The sequence below is a fragment of the Pseudomonas sp. GW822-FHT02E03 genome, assembly GCF_058802325.1.
The window spans coordinates 1-16,707 of sequence record NZ_JBXAOA010000069.1 but is presented as its reverse complement, the minus strand read 5'-3'; the positions used below and the strand labels follow the sequence as shown (position 1 = coordinate 16,707).

The window sequence follows — 16,707 nt, the reverse complement described above, 5'->3', positions numbered from 1 at the left end:
CCCCCCCCCCCCCCCCCCCCCCCCCCCCCCCCCCCCCCCCCCCCCCCCCCCCCCCCCCCGCTCCCACAGGATTTTCGTCGCTCAAATTTCTTAACTCACCAGCATTAGCCTCAGGGCTGCCTTTTTAGTTTTCAGTACTCACCACTGATCGTTCCCACGCTCTGCGTGGGAATGCCTCACCGGACGCTCTGCGTCCGCTCTTTTGGGACGCGGAGCGCCCCTGGCTGCATTCCCACGCGGAGCGTGGGAACGATCGGATCGCAGCCGTAACGGACCCATCGCATAAGAATATTTATTCCACCATTTGCATATTAGGAATTTTTATTCCATAAATAGCCCTCCTGAAAATAAAAATCCAAAGGACCCCGGCTATGCGCGAACTCGGTATCGGACTCATTGGCACAGGTTTCATGGGCCGCGCCCACGCCTTGGCCTTTCGCAACGTCAGCGCCGTTTTTGAATTGCCGCTGAAGCTCAAACTGGCTGCCCTCGCCGACGCCGATCCGCAGCGAGCCCGGCACTGCGCCGACGCGTGGGGCTTTGATGCCGCTCACAGTGACTGGCAACAGCTGATCAACGATCCCAAGGTCAATCTGATCGCCATCACAACCCCCAATCATCTGCACTACCCCATGGCCATGGCCGCTCTCGCCGCCGGCAAGCCGGTGTACTGCGAAAAACCGCTGGCGGTGAACCTCGAACAGGCCAGCGCCATGCGTCTGGCCGCTAAAGCTGCGGGCGTGGTGACGCGGGTCGGCTATAACTACCAGCACAATCCGATCATCGGCCTCGCTCGGGATTTGATTCAAAGCGGAGCGTTGGGACAGATCATCAGTTTCCAGGGCGAATTCAGCGAAGACTTCATGGCCGATCCCGTTTCACCCTGGTCCTGGCGCTGTGACGCCGATTACGCCGGCGGTGCCTTGGCGGACCTGGGCAGTCACTTGCTGGCCATGGCCCGTCATCTGCTTGGCGATATTCAGGCGGTGTGCGCAGATACCCAGACCGTGCATGCGCAACGCCCCGTTACGTTAGGTGGCCAGGAACGACGCGAGGTCGCGGTGGACGATCAGGTCCACGCGTTGCTGCGGTTCGCCAACGGCGCGCGCGGGACGTTCAGCAGCAGTTGGCTCAAACACGGTTACAAGAATCACCTGAGTTTTGAAATCAGCGGCACCCGGGGCACCCTGGCGTTCGATCAGGAACGCTTGAATGAACTGCGGATGTATCGCGCAGGGCAAGGCGGTTTTCAACGGCTATTGGCAGGGCCGGATTTACCGGGTTATGCCGCTTTCAGCCCGGCACCGGGGCATCAGTTGGGTTACAACGAACTCAAGACTCTGGAAGTGCATGAGTTGGTGATGGCGCTGGCCGGCCTCGGTCAGGACGGGACAGATTTCGAGCAGGCATGGGAAGTCGAACGCCTGGCGACAGCGATTCGTTTGGCGGCACACGAGTCGCGTTGGGTCAGGATCGAGGAAGTCTGAATCGCCGCTCGGGCGACACCCGCCAGTCGCAGAGGGCCACTGGCGGTAAACGCCATTAACCGGAGCAAACTTACTGAGTGACGCAACGGGTCAGGGTCGTGGTCCGCGTCACCTGCCCTTCTGCCCTCATATCACCCTGCACATCGGTGTTTTCGGAGGTCTGGCAGGTACGAACCGGTGGCGGTGGCGGCGCAGCGGGTGGTGGAGGTGGCGGACTGGCGCATCCACCCAGAATCGCCGCGCAGAGTACGAGCGACAGTGGCGAAAAAATATGTATCCCAAGGCTGTTCATAGGCTGACCCGCGGTGAGTAATCGACATTTTCCGCGACACAAAAACCACACCGCCTACCCGCGGCCCCGTCACAGAAAAGAAATACCTCGCATTCCTTATAGCCCAGCCACCCGCCAATGCCAGAAAAACGCCTAATAGACTGTGCTGGCGAAACCATAAGCAGCGGGAAACAAGTCAGCGCCTACAACGCACTGGACCGATGCAGACCAATGCTCTCAAGCTCGTACCGCAACTCTTCAATCAACGCCGTCAACGCCTCCGGCGTCCTGAGATTCACCATGCTCAACCCGCTGACCACCAGATCCACCTGCCCCGTCGCCGGATGATAAAGCTTCACCGTCAACGAGTTATCCCCGGTGAGCGCGCACTCACAGGCCAACGGCGAAAAACTCCGCTCCAGTTGCATACGCAATTGCGCCAGATGATTCATCCCGATTCACCTTGGCGACGACCTGAAATCGACTCCACGCTTGAACTGTTCGCACCCATGTGGCTGTTCCTTTAGCTGCTTCGAAGAGGACGCGATACCGGCTCGAAGCCACGTATCGCACCCTCACAGCCTAGAAAAACCAGCCCCTGAGCAGAACATCAAATTGCACCATCCCAACTAGTGCATTTGCATCTTAACGTTGCCCCTTGGGCCGCCTCTCGCTGGAGAACAGACCCCGTTCGCGAGCCCATACAATCGCCTCGCTGCGGCTGTGCACGTCGAGTTTGGAATACACCGTCGAAACATGATTACGCACCGTATTAGGCGCCAGTTTCAGGCGTGCGGCGATTTCCTTGTCGGCCAGGCCTTCACAGATCAAGCCGAGCACATCGCGCTCTCGCGCGGTCAGTTCGGTGAACGACACAGTGGGCAACTGCGGTGAATTGACGTTCTTCACGTTGGCGAGTTTTTCGATCAGCGTGCGGCTGAACCAGGAGGCATCTTTCATCACCTCTTCAATGGCTGACACCAGTTCCAGCTCGGTGCGTTTGCGCTCCGTAATGTCCATCAATACCAGCAGGTAGCAAGTGCCACCCTGAATGTTCACGGTGTCCGCCGAGACGGCGCAATCGATCAGCCCGGCATCCTTGCGGCGCACCCTGACATCGACGCGATCCACACTCCCGGTTTTCTCCAGGGCTGCAAACAGCCGCGTGCGAGCGCCTGCGTCATCGATGAAACCGAGTTGCGCCACGGTCTTGCCGAGCACCTCTTCACTCGGGCATGCGAGGGTATCGAGAAACGCTTCGTTGACGTCCATCACCACTTGATCGTCGGCGCTGCACACCAGGATCGGTATCGGGGTGAGACGAAAGGCTTTGGCGAACCGTTCCTCGCTCTGGCGCAGGGCAATTTCGGCCTTGTGCCTGAGCTCCATATCGACGAAGGAAAACAGAATGCAAGCTTCGTCATTGAGCTCAAGTGGTTGCCCGGCAACGATCACCTGTTTGCTGCCACCGTCGGGTAATTGCAGTTCGGCCTGCATCTGCGGAATGGTTGCCCCGTCACGCAAACGCTGCTTGGCCAGGTCCTTGTTTTCAGCGCGCTCCAGCACATCCAGCTCATAGGTCGAAGTGCCGATCACCTGATCGCGGGCATAACCGGTCATTTCCAGGAAGCCCTGGTTGACTTTGATGTAGCGCAAATCGCTGAGGCGACAGATCACCGCCGGGGCCGGGTTGGCATTGAAGGTCTTTTCGAAACGCTGCTCGGCGCTGGCCCATTCGGTGACATCGTTCATGATCAGCACCAACGACTCCGGCTCGCCGGCGCGATCCGCCAGCACCATGCTGCGCACGCTGTGGACCCAGGTGCGTTCGTCGTTTTCGACTGGCGTCAATTCAACCAGTACATCGTTGAACATCTCGCCGCGGGCAACACGGCTGATCGGATAATTCTCCGTCGCCACCGGGTGATTGTTGCGATAACGCAAGGCAAACCGCTTCGCGTATTCCTTGGCATTGGCCCCCAGCTCACCGATCCGACTGACGCCGTGCATGGTCAGCGCGGCGTCATTGGCCCAGAGGATCGTCTGGTCGAGTTCCAACAGAATCACCCCGTCGGACAGACCGGCGATGATCTGCTGCAACTGGCGGCGATTGGTTTCGGTGGTCAGGACGTCCTGGCTCATTGGATCTCCACGCGTACGGCGGCGTATTCATGCGCCGCCCTGTGAAGATTACGACCGCGGGGGATTGGGATAGTGCTGAGGACTCATCCGCCGGGCTGATCGTTCCCACGCTCCGCGTGGGAATGCCTCTAGGGACGCTCCGCGTTCCAGCTCTCGAAAGGGACGCGGAGCGTCCCGGGCTGCATTCCCACGCAGAGCGTGGGAACGATCAACTATTGCACTTGCAACGATGCATCCAGCCCCGCCAGCTTATCCGGATTGCGCATGATAAAAATCCGGCTCACCCGCCCCGCTTCATCAAAACCAAACGTCATCGACGCAGTAATGACCCCGTCCGCCTTGATGATCACGCCTTGTGCCCCATTGATTTCGCTGGGCAGCCATTCGCAAGTATGCCAATAGACATGCAACGACTGACCAATGAAATCCAGCACGCTGGTAATGCCAGACAAGGTTTCGCGGATGGCCGAGGCCTTGCCGCCGCCATCGGCGCAGAGTTCGACGTCTTCGGCCAGCAGCGCGGTCAGGGATGCGGTTGAGCCGCTGGCGATGGCGCTGTGGAAGGCGCTCAGCAATTGGTCCTGACGCGCCGGCTCCGGCTGATAGCGGATTTGCCCGCTGCCCAGACCGGCCTTGGCCCGGGATACCAATTTGCGACAAGCCGCTTCCTGGACCCCGATCGCCTCGGCAACTTGCGCGTAATCCATGTCGAAAATTTCGTAGAGCAGGTACGCGGCGCGTTCCTTGGGAGTCAGCCGTTCCAGCAAGAGCAGGAACGCGGTGGACAATGACGAGGCCAGTTCATGCATGTGTTCGGGTGAATGCTGATGGGTGGTGTGAATCGGCTCCGGCAGCCAGGTACCGACGTAATCAACCCGCGACGTATGAGCCGAGCGCAGCAAATCGATGCAGTGCCGAGTGCAGGCCGTGGTGAGCCAGGCGGCCGGCGTGGCGATGGAGGCCCGGTCGGCCTCCAGCCATTTGATGAACAGCTCTTGCACCACATCCTCGGCTTCGGTGCGCGAGCCGAGAATGCGATACGCCAGACCGAGCAAAAAGGGCCGGCGCTGCTCGAATACAGCGGCGGCGTTTTCAGCGGAGTTCATCGATCAGTGCCTCGACACCTGCAAACGGTTCCACAGGTTGATCATGCCGATCTCGGCCGTCAAGGCACCGATCTGCGCGTCGTTGAAATGTTCACGTAAGTCGCCGCGCAGGCTGGCGTAATCGGTCTTTTCATCGAGTACGGTCAAGGCTTCGGTCCAGGCCAGGGCTGCGCGTTCAGCAGCGCTGAAATCGCTGACGTGACGCCAGACGATCAGGCGATCCAGGCGCTCGTTGGTTTCATTGGCTTCGCGCGCCTCGCGAGTGTGCATCTTCACGCAGAAACCGCATTGGTTGATCTGCGAGGCACGCAGGTGCAGCAGGTGTTTGAGGGTCGGGTCCAGGTCATGGCTGTCGAGGGTGACATGAACCTGGGTCAGGCTTTCGAAAACCTGAGGGATGGATTGCAGCAAGTTGACCGGTTGGGTGTTGGACGACATCGTGTTGCTCCGCTATTTGAGGGGTTCAACAGGATGACGATTGAGGATTCGGGTTTGTGACGTGGGTACCCAAAAGCAGCCCTATGCTCAAACAAAAAAGAGTGGTTTAGTGCCGTTCTTTGCCCGTCTGGAGAGTTGCCATGATGCTTGATTCGCTTCACTTCACCCCGTGGTCCGCTTTGGCCGGAGGTGTACTGATCGGTCTGGCTGCCAGCGTCATGGTAGTGGCCAACGGACGCGTTGCCGGGATCAGCGGGCTGCTAGGCAGCCTGCTTGAGCGTAATGATTCGGGACGGGGCGAAAAAGCCCTGTTCCTGCTCGGACTATTGGCGGCGCCGTTGTTGTGGGCTTTGTTTTATGTATGGCCGGCCATCGAATTCAAAACCGGTACCGTGGGTCTGATCATTGCCGGATTGTGCGTCGGCGTCGGCACTCGTTATGGCTCCGGATGCACCAGTGGCCACGGCGTGTGCGGTATCTCGCGCCTGTCACCACGCTCCATTGCCGCCACCTTAAGCTTCATGTTCGCCGGCTTCGTGACGGTGTTCGTCCTGCGTCATCTGCTGGGGTATTGAACATGCGCAAACTGACCGCTTTCCTCGCCGGCCTGCTGTTTGGCATTGGCCTGTTGCTGGCCGGCATGGCAAACCCGGCCAAAGTGCTGGGTTTCCTCGACATTGCCGGCGTGTGGGATCCCTCCCTGGCGCTAGTCATGATCGGGGCCATTGCCGTGGCCTGGGGGCCGTTTCATTGGGCCATGAAACAGCCGACGTCCTTGCTGGGGGCGCCTATTCAGTTGCCGATCAGCCGAGAACTGGATCGACGCCTGATCGGTGGCAGCCTGCTTTTCGGAGTCGGTTGGGGCATTGCCGGCATCTGCCCCGGCCCGGCGCTGGTGTTACTGCCCACGGGTCACTGGCAGGCCTGGGTGTTCGTCATCGCCATGCTGGCGGGGATGCTGATGTTCAAAGCGTTGCAAACCCGCCGTTGAGCATCCCGCCAACACAATGAGGCTATCGAACAGCGATGCCTCAAGCCGCTTGCTTGCCTCTGGCAATCGCATCCGAAGCCGCCAGCATTGCCCGCAACAACACCGCACACCCGGCGGCGAGGTCATCCGGCGCGGCGTTTTCGATTTCGTTGTGGCTGATGCCGCCTTCGCAAGGCACGAAGATCATCCCCGCTGGGCCGAGTTCGGCGAGGAAGATCGCGTCATGCCCTGCCCCGCTGACGATGTCCATGTGCGATAAACCCAACCCTTGCGCCGCGCCGCGTACCGCTTCGACGCAGCCCTTGTCGAAGTACAGCGGCGGGAAGTCGGCGGTGGGGGTCAGTTCGAAGGTCAGGCCGTGTTCCTCGCAGGTGGTTTCGATGACCTCACGGACTTCGGCGATCATTGAATCGAGTCGCGCCGGTTCCAGATGACGGAAGTCCAGGGTCATGCGCACTTCGCCAGGAATCACGTTGCGCGAGCCGGGGTAGGCTTGCAGGCAGCCGACGGTGCCGCACGCATGGGGCTGATGGCCGAGGGCGGCGCGATTGACCGCGCCGACGATCACCGAGGCACCGACCAGAGCGTCCTTGCGCAGGTGCATCGGTGTCGGGCCGGCGTGGGCTTCGACGCCGCGCAGTTTCAGGTCGAACCATTTTTGCCCGAGGGCGCCCATTACCACGCCGATGGTTTTGTGTTCGTCTTCAAGAATCGGGCCTTGCTCGATGTGCGCCTCGAAATACGCGCCGACGGCATGGCCGCTGACCTTGCGCGGCCCGGCATAGCCGATGGCGTTCAAGGCTTCGCCGACGGTCACGCCCTCGGCATCGACCTTGGCCAGGGTTTCTTCCAGGGTGAATTTTTCCGCGAACACGCCGGAGCCCATCATGCAGGGAGCGAAGCGCGAGCCTTCTTCGTTGGTCCAGACCACCACTTCCAGCGGCGCTTCGGTTTCCACCTTCAGGTCATTGAGGGTGCGCAAGACTTCGACCCCGGCGAGCACGCCGAAGCAGCCATCGAACTTGCCGCCGGTGGGTTGAGTGTCGATGTGGCTGCCGGTCATCACCGGCGGCAGGTTCGGGTTGCGCCCCGGACGGCGGGCGAAGATGTTGCCGACAGCGTCGATGCTGACGGTGCAGCCGGCTTCCTCGCACCAATTCACGAAGATGTCCCGGGCCTGGCGGTCTAGGTCGGTCAGGGCCAGCCGGCAGACGCCGCCCTTGACCGTGGCACCGAGTTTGGCCAGGTCCATGAGCGACTGCCACAGACGGTCGCGGTTGATGTGCTGATGGGTGGACTGCAGAACGTCTATGGCAGCGTTCATGGTGATCTCCTCAGTTCTTCTTCTGATAGTTCCCACGCTCTGCGTGGGAATTCATCCATGGACGCTCTGCGTCCGCTTCTGGGACGCGGAGCGTCCCGGGCTGCATTCCCACGCAGAGCGTGGGAACGATCAAACCGTGGACTTCGCGATTGATGGGCTGGGGCGCATCGAGCACAACCCGTAATAAATCAGCCCACCCAGCACCGAGCCGGTGAACCAGCCATAGTCGTAGAACCAGCTGAATGCATCGCTGCCCAGCGACAACAGCGTCAGCGCTACCGGCACGCCGAACGCGATAAAGCCGAACCAGTTCCACGCCGGATAAACGTCATCGCGGTAGAGCCCCGCCAAGTCCAGTTGCTGTTTCTTGATCAGGAAATAGTCCACCACCATGATCCCGGCGATCGGGCCCAGCAGGCTCGAATAGCCCAGCAACCAGTTTGAATACACCGTCTCCAGGCTTAAATCCGAAACGATCAGTCCAAGCTTTTTCAGCAACTCATGGGCCATCAGCGCCAACCCGACCAGCCCCGTGAGCATCACCGCTGTGGTGCGGTTGATGTACTTGGGCGCGACGTTCTGGAAATCGTTGGTCGGCGACACGATGTTGGCCGCAGTGTTGGTGGACAACGTAGCGATGATGATCAGCGCCATGGCCAGGGCGACCCAGACCGGGCTCTGGATATGGCCGATCAGAGTGACCGGATCAGAGACAGTGACGCCCACCAGTTTTACCGAGGCGGCCGTCATCACCACGCCGAGGGAGGCGAACAGGAACATGGTCAAGGGCAAGCCGATGATCTGCCCGACGATCTGATCCTTCTGGCTTTTCGCGTAGCGGCTGAAGTCCGGAATGTTCAGCGACAAAGTGGCCCAGAACCCAACCATGGCGGTCAGCCCGGCGGCAAAATAACTGACCACGCTGGCCCCTTCCGGACGCTTGGCCGGGATCGCCAGCAACTCGGTCATCGACACGTTTGGCATCGCCCACACCAGCAACCCCACGCCCACCAGCACCAACAACGGCGCCGAAAGGGTTTCCAGCCATTTGATCGAGTCCGCGCCGCGAATCACCACCCACAGGTTCAAGGCCCAGAACACCATGAAGCCGATCACCTCACCGGTACCGCCGAGGGCTTTCCAGTCATCGAACACCGAACCGAGAAACAGGTGAATGGCCAGCCCGCCGAACATGGTCTGGATGCCGAACCAGCCACACGCCACCAGGGCACGAATCAGGCACGGTATGTTGGAACCGAGGATGCCGAAGGATGAGCGCAGCAACACCGGAAACGGAATGCCGTACTTGGTGCCGGGGAAGGCGTTCAGGGTCAGCGGGATCAGCACGATGATGTTGGCGAACAGAATCGCCAGCAGCGCTTCACCGACGGTCAGGCCGAAATAGGCGGTGAGCACGCCGCCGAGGGTGTAGGTCGGCACGCAGATCGCCATGCCGACCCACAGCGCAGTGATGTGCCATTTGTTCCAGGTTCGTTCGCGCACCTTGGTCGGTGCCATGTCGTGGTTGTAACGGGGACTGTCGAGGACGTCGCTGCCGGCTTCGAGCTCAAACAAGCCGTCGCGCTCGGTCACTTGCGATCTGATCTGTTGCATGGCCGCTCCACTGTTCTTTTGATTATTTTTGCTCATCAGGGGCTGGCGCGAGGGGCGCGAGCCGGACGATGGCCGGAGAAACTGACAACTTTCATGGACCGGCCAAGGTGTCAGCGGCGGCATCAATAAACGTGCCGGGTGCCCCGCTAGCGCATCGGGCAGTGCCATGAAATTTCGCTAACCAACTGATATTAATCAGCTTTATTTATCCAACTATTGAATCCGCGGTGAGTTGCCATGCCACTCAGGCCGAATGTCAGGCAAGTTGTCCGAATAGTCAGGACTCAATCTGGTGCGTCGATCTTTTTTGAAAGATTGCGCATCAACCATAGACCATCCTCAAGCGGCTGATTTCACATAGAAAATCTCGTCTATTTTTGGAACCTGTCAAGTGCGTCAAAATGGTGAGAGGCCTCACCATTTTGGTGATTTTCAGTTTTTATCGTTATTTATCAATCAGTTAAATAAGTAATAAGCTTATAAAAAATATTCTTGCTCAATCGACAAACTGCAGCTAGCGTCTATTCTTGACAGCGCTGACAGGAATACACCGATTGGCGTCTGCTTCATATAAAACATTTAGAACCGGCATCAGTCGGTCAATGCCTGCGAGGAACTCGGAATGTCTCTGTTGATCCGTGGCGCCACCGTTATTACCCATGATGAAAGTTATCGCGCCGACGTCTATTGCGCCGACGGCGTGATCAAAGCCATCGGTGAAAACCTCGATGTTCCCACCGATGCCGAGGTGCTCGATGGCAGCGGCCAATACCTGATGCCCGGCGGCATCGACCCGCACACTCATATGCAGCTGCCCTTCATGGGCACGGTGGCCAGCGAGGACTTCTTCAGCGGCACCGCGGCAGGGCTTGCCGGCGGCACCACCTCGATCATCGACTTCGTGATTCCCAACCCGCAGCAATCGTTGATGGAGGCGTTTCATCAATGGCGCGGCTGGGCCGAGAAGTCTGCGTCGGATTACGGTTTCCACGTCGCCATCACCTGGTGGAGCGAGCAGGTCCGCGAGGAAATGGCCGAGCTGGTCAGCCAGCATGGGGTCAACAGCTTCAAGCATTTCATGGCCTACAAGAACGCGATCATGGCCGCCGACGACACATTGGTGGCGAGCTTCGAGCGCTGCCTGGAATTGGGCGCGGTGCCGACCGTGCATGCGGAAAACGGCGAGCTGGTCTATCACCTGCAACGCAAATTGATGGCCCAGGGCATGACCGGGCCGGAAGCACACCCGCTGTCGCGGCCTTCGCAGGTGGAAGGTGAAGCCGCGAGCCGGGCGATCCGCATCGCCGAAACCCTCGGCACGCCGCTGTACCTGGTCCACGTCTCGACCAAGGAAGCCCTCGACGAAATCACCTACGCCCGCAGCAAAGGTCAACAGGTCTACGGCGAAGTGCTGGCCGGGCATCTGCTGCTGGACGACAGCGTTTACCAACACCCGGACTGGCAGACCGCCGCCGGTTACGTGATGAGCCCGCCCTTCCGTCCTCGCGGCCATCAGGAAGCCCTTTGGCATGGCCTGCAAGCGGGCAACCTGCACACCACCGCCACTGACCATTGCTGCTTCTGCGCCGAGCAAAAAGCTGCCGGCCGTGACGACTTCAGCAAAATCCCGAACGGCACCGCCGGTATCGAAGACCGCATGGCGGTGCTCTGGGATGAAGGGGTGAATACCGGACGTTTGTCGATGCAGCACTTCGTTGCCCTCACCTCTACCAACACCGCGAAAATCTTCAACCTCTACCCGCGCAAGGGTGCGATTCGAGTGGGCGCCGATGCGGATCTGGTGCTCTGGGATCCGCAAGGTACGCGGACGATTTCAGCCAAGACTCATCACCAGCAAGTCGACTTCAACATCTTTGAAGGCAAGACCGTGCGCGGCGTGCCGAGCCACACCGTCAGCCAGGGCCGAGTGGTGTGGGCCGATGGTGATTTGCGGGCCGAGCGTGGTGCCGGTCGGTATGTCGAACGGCCGGCGTATCCGGCGGTGTTTGATTTGCTGAGCAAGCGGGCTGAGATGAATAAGCCGACGGCAGTGAAACGCTGAGCCGTACCCACGATCGTTCCCACGCTCTGCGTGGTAATGCAGCCCGGGACGCTCTGCGTCCCATTGGAACGCGGAGCGTCCCTTGAGGCATTCCCACGCAGAGCATGGGAACGATCAGCCCACCAGAGGCAATACCTCAAATAACCGTGAGGCCAACACCGTGATCAAGACCCTGAACCACCTCCCGCATCCCCATGAGGACGCGGCCACCCTCGCCGGCCATTTCACCGATCTGGCGCCACCGCTCAACGACCGTCAGGCCCATCTGGAAGCCTCCCGCTGCCTGTATTGCTACGACGCGCCCTGCGTGAATGCCTGCCCGAGCGACATCGATATTCCGTCGTTCATCCGCAATATCCATCAGGAGAACGTTCAGGGCGCCGCGCAGAAAATCCTCTCGGCGAATATCCTCGGCGGCAGTTGCGCCCGGGTCTGCCCGACGGAGATTCTTTGCCAGCAGGCCTGCGTGCGCAACAACGCCCAGGAATGCGCGCCGGTGCTGATCGGCCTGTTGCAACGCTATGCTGTGGACAACGCCCATTTCAGCGAGCACCCGTTCCAGCGCGCCGCCCCGACCGGCAAGCGCATCGCCGTGGTCGGTGCCGGCCCGGCCGGTTTGTCGTGTGCGCACCGCAGCGCCATGCACGGCCATGACGTGGTGATTTTCGAGGCGCGGGAAAAGGCTGGCGGCCTCAACGAATACGGAATTGCCAAGTACAAGCTGGTGGACGATTACGCGCAAAAGGAGCTCGAGTTCCTGATGGGGATCGGCGGGATCGAAATCCGCCACGGCCAGAAACTCGGCGACAACCTGACCCTCAGCGAACTGCATCAGCAATTCGACGCGGTGTTCCTTGGCCTCGGTCTGGCCGCCAGCAAACAGCTGGGGCTAGCCCATGAGGATGCCCCCGGCCTGCTCGCCGCCACTGACTACATCCGCGAATTGCGCCAGGCCGATGACCTGACGCAACTGCCACTGGCCGAGCACTGCATTGTCCTTGGTGCCGGTAACACCGCCATCGACATGGCCGTGCAAATGGCTCGCCTCGGCGCTCGCGACGTGAATCTGGTGTACCGCCGCGGCGCCCCGGACATGGGCGCCACCGACCACGAACAAGACATAGCCAAGGCCAATCAGGTACGGCTACTGACGTGGGCACAACCCGACGAAGTCCTGCTTGATGAGAACGGCCAGGTGCGCGGCATGCGCTTCGCCCGCACCCGGTTGGTGGAAGGTCGTCTGCAAACCACCGGCGAAACCTTCGAACTGGCCGCCGACGCGATCTTCAAAGCCATCGGCCAGGCTTTCGACGGCAGCGCCCTCGCCGATCCGCTGGCCCGTGAACTCAAGCGTCAAGGCGACCGCATCCTCGTCGACGAACAGCTGCGCACCAGCATTCCCGGCGTGTATGCCGGCGGCGATTGCACCAGCCTCGATCAGGACCTCACCGTGCAGGCCGTGCAACACGGCAAGCTGGCCGCCGAGGCCATCAACGCTCAACTCATGCTCAACGTGGAGGCTGCGTAAATGGCCGATCTCTCGATTGTCTTCGCCGGCATCAAAGCCCCCAATCCATTCTGGCTGGCCTCCGCGCCGCCGACCGACAAAGCCTACAACGTGGTTCGCGCATTCGAGGCCGGCTGGGGCGGCGTGGTCTGGAAAACCCTGGGTGAAGACCCGGCGGCGGTCAACGTGTCATCACGCTACTCGGCGCACTTCGGGGCTAATCGGGAGGTACTTGGTTTTAACAACATCGAGCTGATCACCGACCGTTCGCTGGACATCAACCTGCGGGAAATCACCCAAGTCAAAAAGGACTGGCCGGACCGCGCGCTGATCGTGTCGCTGATGGTGCCCTGTGTCGAAGAATCGTGGAAAAACATCCTGCCGCTGGTGGAAGCCACCGGGGCCGATGGCATCGAACTGAATTTCGGTTGCCCCCACGGCATGCCGGAACGGGGCATGGGCGCGGCGGTCGGCCAGGTGCCGGAATACGTCGAGCAGGTCACCCGCTGGTGCAAGACGTATTGCTCGCTGCCGGTGATCGTCAAGCTCACACCGAACATCACCGACATCCGTGTCGCTGCCCGTGCCGCTTACCGTGGCGGGGCCGATGCGGTGTCGTTGATCAACACGATCAACTCGATCACCAGCGTCAACCTGGAACGCATGGTCGCTAACCCCGCCGTCGGCAGCCAAAGCACCCATGGTGGTTATTGCGGCTCGGCGGTGAAGCCGATCGCGCTGAACATGGTCGCCGAGATCGCCCGCGATCCTCAGACCCAAGGTCTGCCGATCTCTGGCATTGGCGGCATCGGCAGTTGGCGCGATGCGGCAGAATTCATTGCCCTGGGCAGCGGTTCGGTGCAGGTATGCACGGCGGCGATGCTGCATGGTTTCCGGATTGTCGAGGAGATGAAGGACGGTTTGTCGCGCTGGATGGACAGTCAGGGCTACGCAAGCGTGTCAGAATTTTCCGGGCGTGCGGTGGGCAATACCACGGACTGGAAGTACCTGGACATCAACTACCAGGTGATTGCGAAGATTGATCAGGAGGCGTGTATCGGCTGCGGTCGCTGCCACATCGCTTGCGAAGATACCTCGCACCAGGCGATTGCCAGCCTTAAGCAGGCGGACGGGACGCATAAATATGAAGTGATCGATGATGAGTGTGTGGGGTGCAATCTGTGTCAGATCACGTGTCCGGTGCAGGATTGCATCGAGATGGTGCCGATGGATACGGGCAAGCCGTTTCTGGACTGGAATCATGATCCGCGCAATCCCTATCACACCACCGTCTAACCGATCGTTCCCATGCTCCGCGTGGGAATGCAGCCCGGGACGCTCCGCGTCCCAAGAGCGGACGCAGAGCGTCCATTGAGGCATTCCCACGCAGAGCGTGGGAACGATCTGGTTACGGCTCCAACCCGATCCCGCGCAAGATCACGCTGGTCACCGTCTGCACCGCCCGCTCGAACTGCATGTCCGACAGCGGCTGGTGATCATTAAGAATATTCACCTGGTGATCGAAGTCGGCGTAATGCTGGGTCGAGGCCCAGATCATGTATAGCAGGCTGGAAGGCTCCACCGGCAGGATGCGTTTGTCCTCCACCCACTGGCGAATTTTCGCTTCTTTCATCTTGGCCCAGTCGTACAGGCTGGCGTCCAGTTTCTCGCCCAGTGTCGGCGCACCGTGGATGATTTCGTTGGCCCAGACTTTCGAGCCGTACGGCCGGCTGCGGGAATGGTTCATCTTGGCGCGGATGTAGCTGCTGAGCACCACTCGCGGGTCATCGAACATCTCGAAGCACAAGGCGTCCTGCTTCCAGACCTCCAGTAAACCCAGGAGCACCGCGCTGTACAACTCGCTCTTGGTGCTGAAGTAATAATGCAGATTGGAACGCGGCAGTTGCACTTCGGCGGCGATGTCGGCCATGGCGGTGCTGCCGAAACCTTTTTCGGCGAAGACTTTTTCGGCCCCCAGCAGAATTTTCTCGACGTTACTGCGACGAATCTCGATCTTGTGATTGCCCATGAGGGCTCCCTGACAACAGCGTTGGTCAAGACTAGCATCCGCTCTGGATCGGGGCGACAGGGGAAAACGAAACTTCGTACGGTGGTCTTGCGGCTCGGTGACAGTCAACATTGATGTCGGCTGACAGACCGCCATCGCGAGCAGTCTTGCTCCCACAGAGGTCTGCGTTTACCCATCCCCAGCCATAACCGGTCGCTTCCCATTGAAGGTGGTCTTCGACAAGTCATCGTATAACTTGTGATTGACATCCCCTTAAAGCCTCGCAAATAATCGCCGCCAATGTTGTACGACGACGTATAACAAAATAAAAATAACAAAAACCAAGGGAACGTTATCGTGAGCAGACTCGCCCGCCATTCCTTCGCCGACACCCCTCGCTCCACCTTCGTCCGTCGCCATACCCTCAGCCTGATCGGTTGCAGCAGCCTGGCCCTTGCCCTGCCCATGATCAGCCAGGCCGAAGGTTTCGTCGATGACGCCAAGGCCACGCTGAACCTGCGTAACGCCTATATCAATCGCAACTTCACCAACCCGAACAATGCCCAGGGCAAGGCTGAAGAGTGGACGCAAAACTTCATCCTCGACGCCAAGTCCGGGTTCACCCAGGGCACCGTCGGTTTCGGCGTGGATGTGCTCGGTATGTACTCGCAGAAACTCGACGGCGGTAAGGGCACGGGCGGCACGCAATTGCTGCCGATCCATGATGACGGCCGCCCCGCCGACAACTTCGGCCGTCTGGGTGTGGCGCTGAAAGCCAAGGTGTCGAAAACCGAATTGAAGGTCGGGGAATGGATGCCGGTGCTGCCGATCCTGCGCTCCGATGATGGTCGCTCGCTGCCGCAAACCTTTCGCGGCGGCCAGGTCACCTCCACCGAACTCAGCGGCCTGACGCTCTACGGCGGCCAGTTCCGCGGCAACAGCCCGCGCAATGACGCGAGCATGGAAGACATGTCGATGAACGGCAGAGGCGCGTTCACCTCCGACCGCTTCAACTTTGGCGGCGGCGAGTATGCGTTCAATGAAAAGCGCACTCAGGTCGGCGTCTGGTACGCGGAACTCAGCGACATTTACCAGCAGCAGTATTTCAACCTGAGCCATAGCCAGCCCATGGGCGACTGGACCCTGGGTGCCAACCTCGGTTACTTCATCGGCAAGGAAGACGGCAACGCCCTGGCCGGCGACCTCGATAACAAAACCGCGTTCGCCCTGCTCTCGGCCAAATATGGCGGCAACACCTTCTATGTCGGCCTGCAAAAACTCAGCGGCGACAGCGCCTGGATGCGCGTCAACGGCACCAGCGGCGGCACGCTGGCCAACGACAGCTACAACGCCAGCTATGACAACGCCAAGGAACGCTCCTGGCAGGTGCGTCACGACTACAACTTCGTCGCCCTCGGCATCCCCGGCCTGACGCTGATGAACCGCTACATCAGCGGCGATAACGTGCACACCGGGGCGATCACCGATGGCAAGGAATGGGGCCGCGAATCGGAACTGGCCTACACCGTGCAAAGCGGCGCGCTGAAGAGCCTCAACGTCAAATGGCGCAACGCGACCATCCGCCGCGATTTCAGCACCAATGAATTCGATGAGAACAGGATCTTTATCAGTTACCCGATTTCGTTGTTGTGAGGCGCGGCACTTTTGCAGGTTGGCATAAATCCCATGTGGGAGCGGGGGGGGGGGGGGGGGGGGGGGGGGGGGGGGGGGGGGGGGGGGGGGGGGGGGGGGGGGGG

Annotated in this window: 14 protein-coding genes; 7 read left to right on the top strand and 7 right to left on the bottom strand. The window is 60.2% G+C overall.

The window, feature by feature from the left end:
• Window positions 1–371 precede the first annotated feature (371 nt).
• Window positions 372–1,487 carry a Gfo/Idh/MocA family protein gene (locus tag AC1RQB_RS27050; RefSeq protein WP_063343434.1) on the top strand — a complete coding sequence of 372 codons (1,116 nt, stop codon included), beginning with the start codon at window positions 372–374 and terminating at the stop codon, window positions 1,485–1,487.
• A gap of 474 nt (window positions 1,488–1,961) precedes the next feature.
• Here AC1RQB_RS27050 and AC1RQB_RS27045 read toward each other — a convergent pair whose 3' ends face one another.
• The 4 genes from AC1RQB_RS27045 to AC1RQB_RS27030 all read right to left on the bottom strand — a co-directional run bounded on the left by AC1RQB_RS27045 (window position 1,962) and on the right by AC1RQB_RS27030 (window position 5,444).
• A complete protein-coding gene (locus AC1RQB_RS27045; protein ID WP_008073863.1) occupies window positions 1,962–2,210 on the bottom strand; it encodes a DUF1652 domain-containing protein in 249 nt (82 codons plus the stop codon).
• Between the two features lie 193 nt (window positions 2,211–2,403).
• The gene (locus AC1RQB_RS27040) at window positions 2,404–3,900 is read right to left on the bottom strand and encodes a helix-turn-helix transcriptional regulator (RefSeq protein ID WP_008073864.1); all 1,497 of its coding nucleotides are present in this window, start codon (window positions 3,898–3,900) and stop codon (window positions 2,404–2,406) included.
• 212 nt (window positions 3,901–4,112) lie between these two features.
• Complete coding sequence (gene sigJ, locus AC1RQB_RS27035) at window positions 4,113–5,006, bottom strand: RNA polymerase sigma factor SigJ (RefSeq protein ID WP_063343433.1); 894 nt, start codon at window positions 5,004–5,006, stop codon at window positions 4,113–4,115.
• 3 nt (window positions 5,007–5,009) lie between these two features.
• Window positions 5,010–5,444 (bottom strand): carboxymuconolactone decarboxylase family protein, encoded by a 435-nt coding sequence (locus tag AC1RQB_RS27030; RefSeq protein WP_063343432.1) that lies wholly within the window; start codon window positions 5,442–5,444, stop codon window positions 5,010–5,012.
• Window positions 5,445–5,584: 140 nt separating this feature from the next.
• Between AC1RQB_RS27030 and AC1RQB_RS27025 the strand changes: the two genes are divergently transcribed.
• Together AC1RQB_RS27025 and AC1RQB_RS27020 are read left to right on the top strand one after the other, a co-directional pair.
• Complete coding sequence (locus AC1RQB_RS27025; protein ID WP_063343431.1) at window positions 5,585–6,019, top strand: YeeE/YedE family protein; 435 nt, start codon at window positions 5,585–5,587, stop codon at window positions 6,017–6,019.
• Between the two features lie 2 nt (window positions 6,020–6,021).
• Window positions 6,022–6,435, top strand: a complete 414-nt coding sequence (locus tag AC1RQB_RS27020) for a DUF6691 family protein (protein ID WP_063343430.1) — start codon at window positions 6,022–6,024, stop codon at window positions 6,433–6,435.
• Between the two features lie 40 nt (window positions 6,436–6,475).
• Here AC1RQB_RS27020 and AC1RQB_RS27015 read toward each other — a convergent pair whose 3' ends face one another.
• Both AC1RQB_RS27015 and AC1RQB_RS27010 read right to left on the bottom strand, forming a co-directional pair.
• Window positions 6,476–7,759: a Zn-dependent hydrolase gene (locus AC1RQB_RS27015; RefSeq protein WP_063343429.1), complete on the bottom strand. Its 1,284-nt coding sequence runs from the start codon at window positions 7,757–7,759 to the stop codon at window positions 6,476–6,478.
• Window positions 7,760–7,888: 129 nt separating this feature from the next.
• Window positions 7,889–9,373 (bottom strand): NCS1 family nucleobase:cation symporter-1, encoded by a 1,485-nt coding sequence (locus tag AC1RQB_RS27010; protein WP_063343428.1) that lies wholly within the window; start codon window positions 9,371–9,373, stop codon window positions 7,889–7,891.
• 622 nt (window positions 9,374–9,995) lie between these two features.
• On the opposite strand from AC1RQB_RS27010, the gene hydA reads away from it, so the two are divergent.
• The 3 genes from hydA (at window position 9,996) to preA (ending at window position 14,238) form a co-directional block, all read left to right on the top strand.
• A complete protein-coding gene (hydA, locus tag AC1RQB_RS27005) occupies window positions 9,996–11,435 on the top strand; it encodes a dihydropyrimidinase (RefSeq protein ID WP_063343427.1) in 1,440 nt (479 codons plus the stop codon).
• Between the two features lie 160 nt (window positions 11,436–11,595).
• Window positions 11,596–12,963, top strand: coding sequence for an NAD(P)-dependent oxidoreductase (locus tag AC1RQB_RS27000; protein WP_063343426.1), 1,368 nt, complete (start codon window positions 11,596–11,598; stop codon window positions 12,961–12,963).
• Window positions 12,964–14,238 (top strand): NAD-dependent dihydropyrimidine dehydrogenase subunit PreA, encoded by a 1,275-nt coding sequence (gene preA, locus AC1RQB_RS26995; protein ID WP_063343425.1) that lies wholly within the window; start codon window positions 12,964–12,966, stop codon window positions 14,236–14,238.
• A 112-nt stretch (window positions 14,239–14,350) separates the two neighbouring features.
• Here preA and AC1RQB_RS26990 read toward each other — a convergent pair whose 3' ends face one another.
• A complete protein-coding gene (locus AC1RQB_RS26990) occupies window positions 14,351–14,971 on the bottom strand; it encodes a TetR/AcrR family transcriptional regulator (protein ID WP_007899508.1) in 621 nt (206 codons plus the stop codon).
• Window positions 14,972–15,307: 336 nt separating this feature from the next.
• Here AC1RQB_RS26990 and AC1RQB_RS26985 point away from each other — a divergent pair, with 336 nt between their 5' ends.
• Window positions 15,308–16,603, top strand: a complete 1,296-nt coding sequence (locus tag AC1RQB_RS26985) for an OprD family porin (RefSeq protein WP_063343424.1) — start codon at window positions 15,308–15,310, stop codon at window positions 16,601–16,603.
• The last annotated feature ends 104 nt before the right edge of the window (window positions 16,604–16,707 follow it).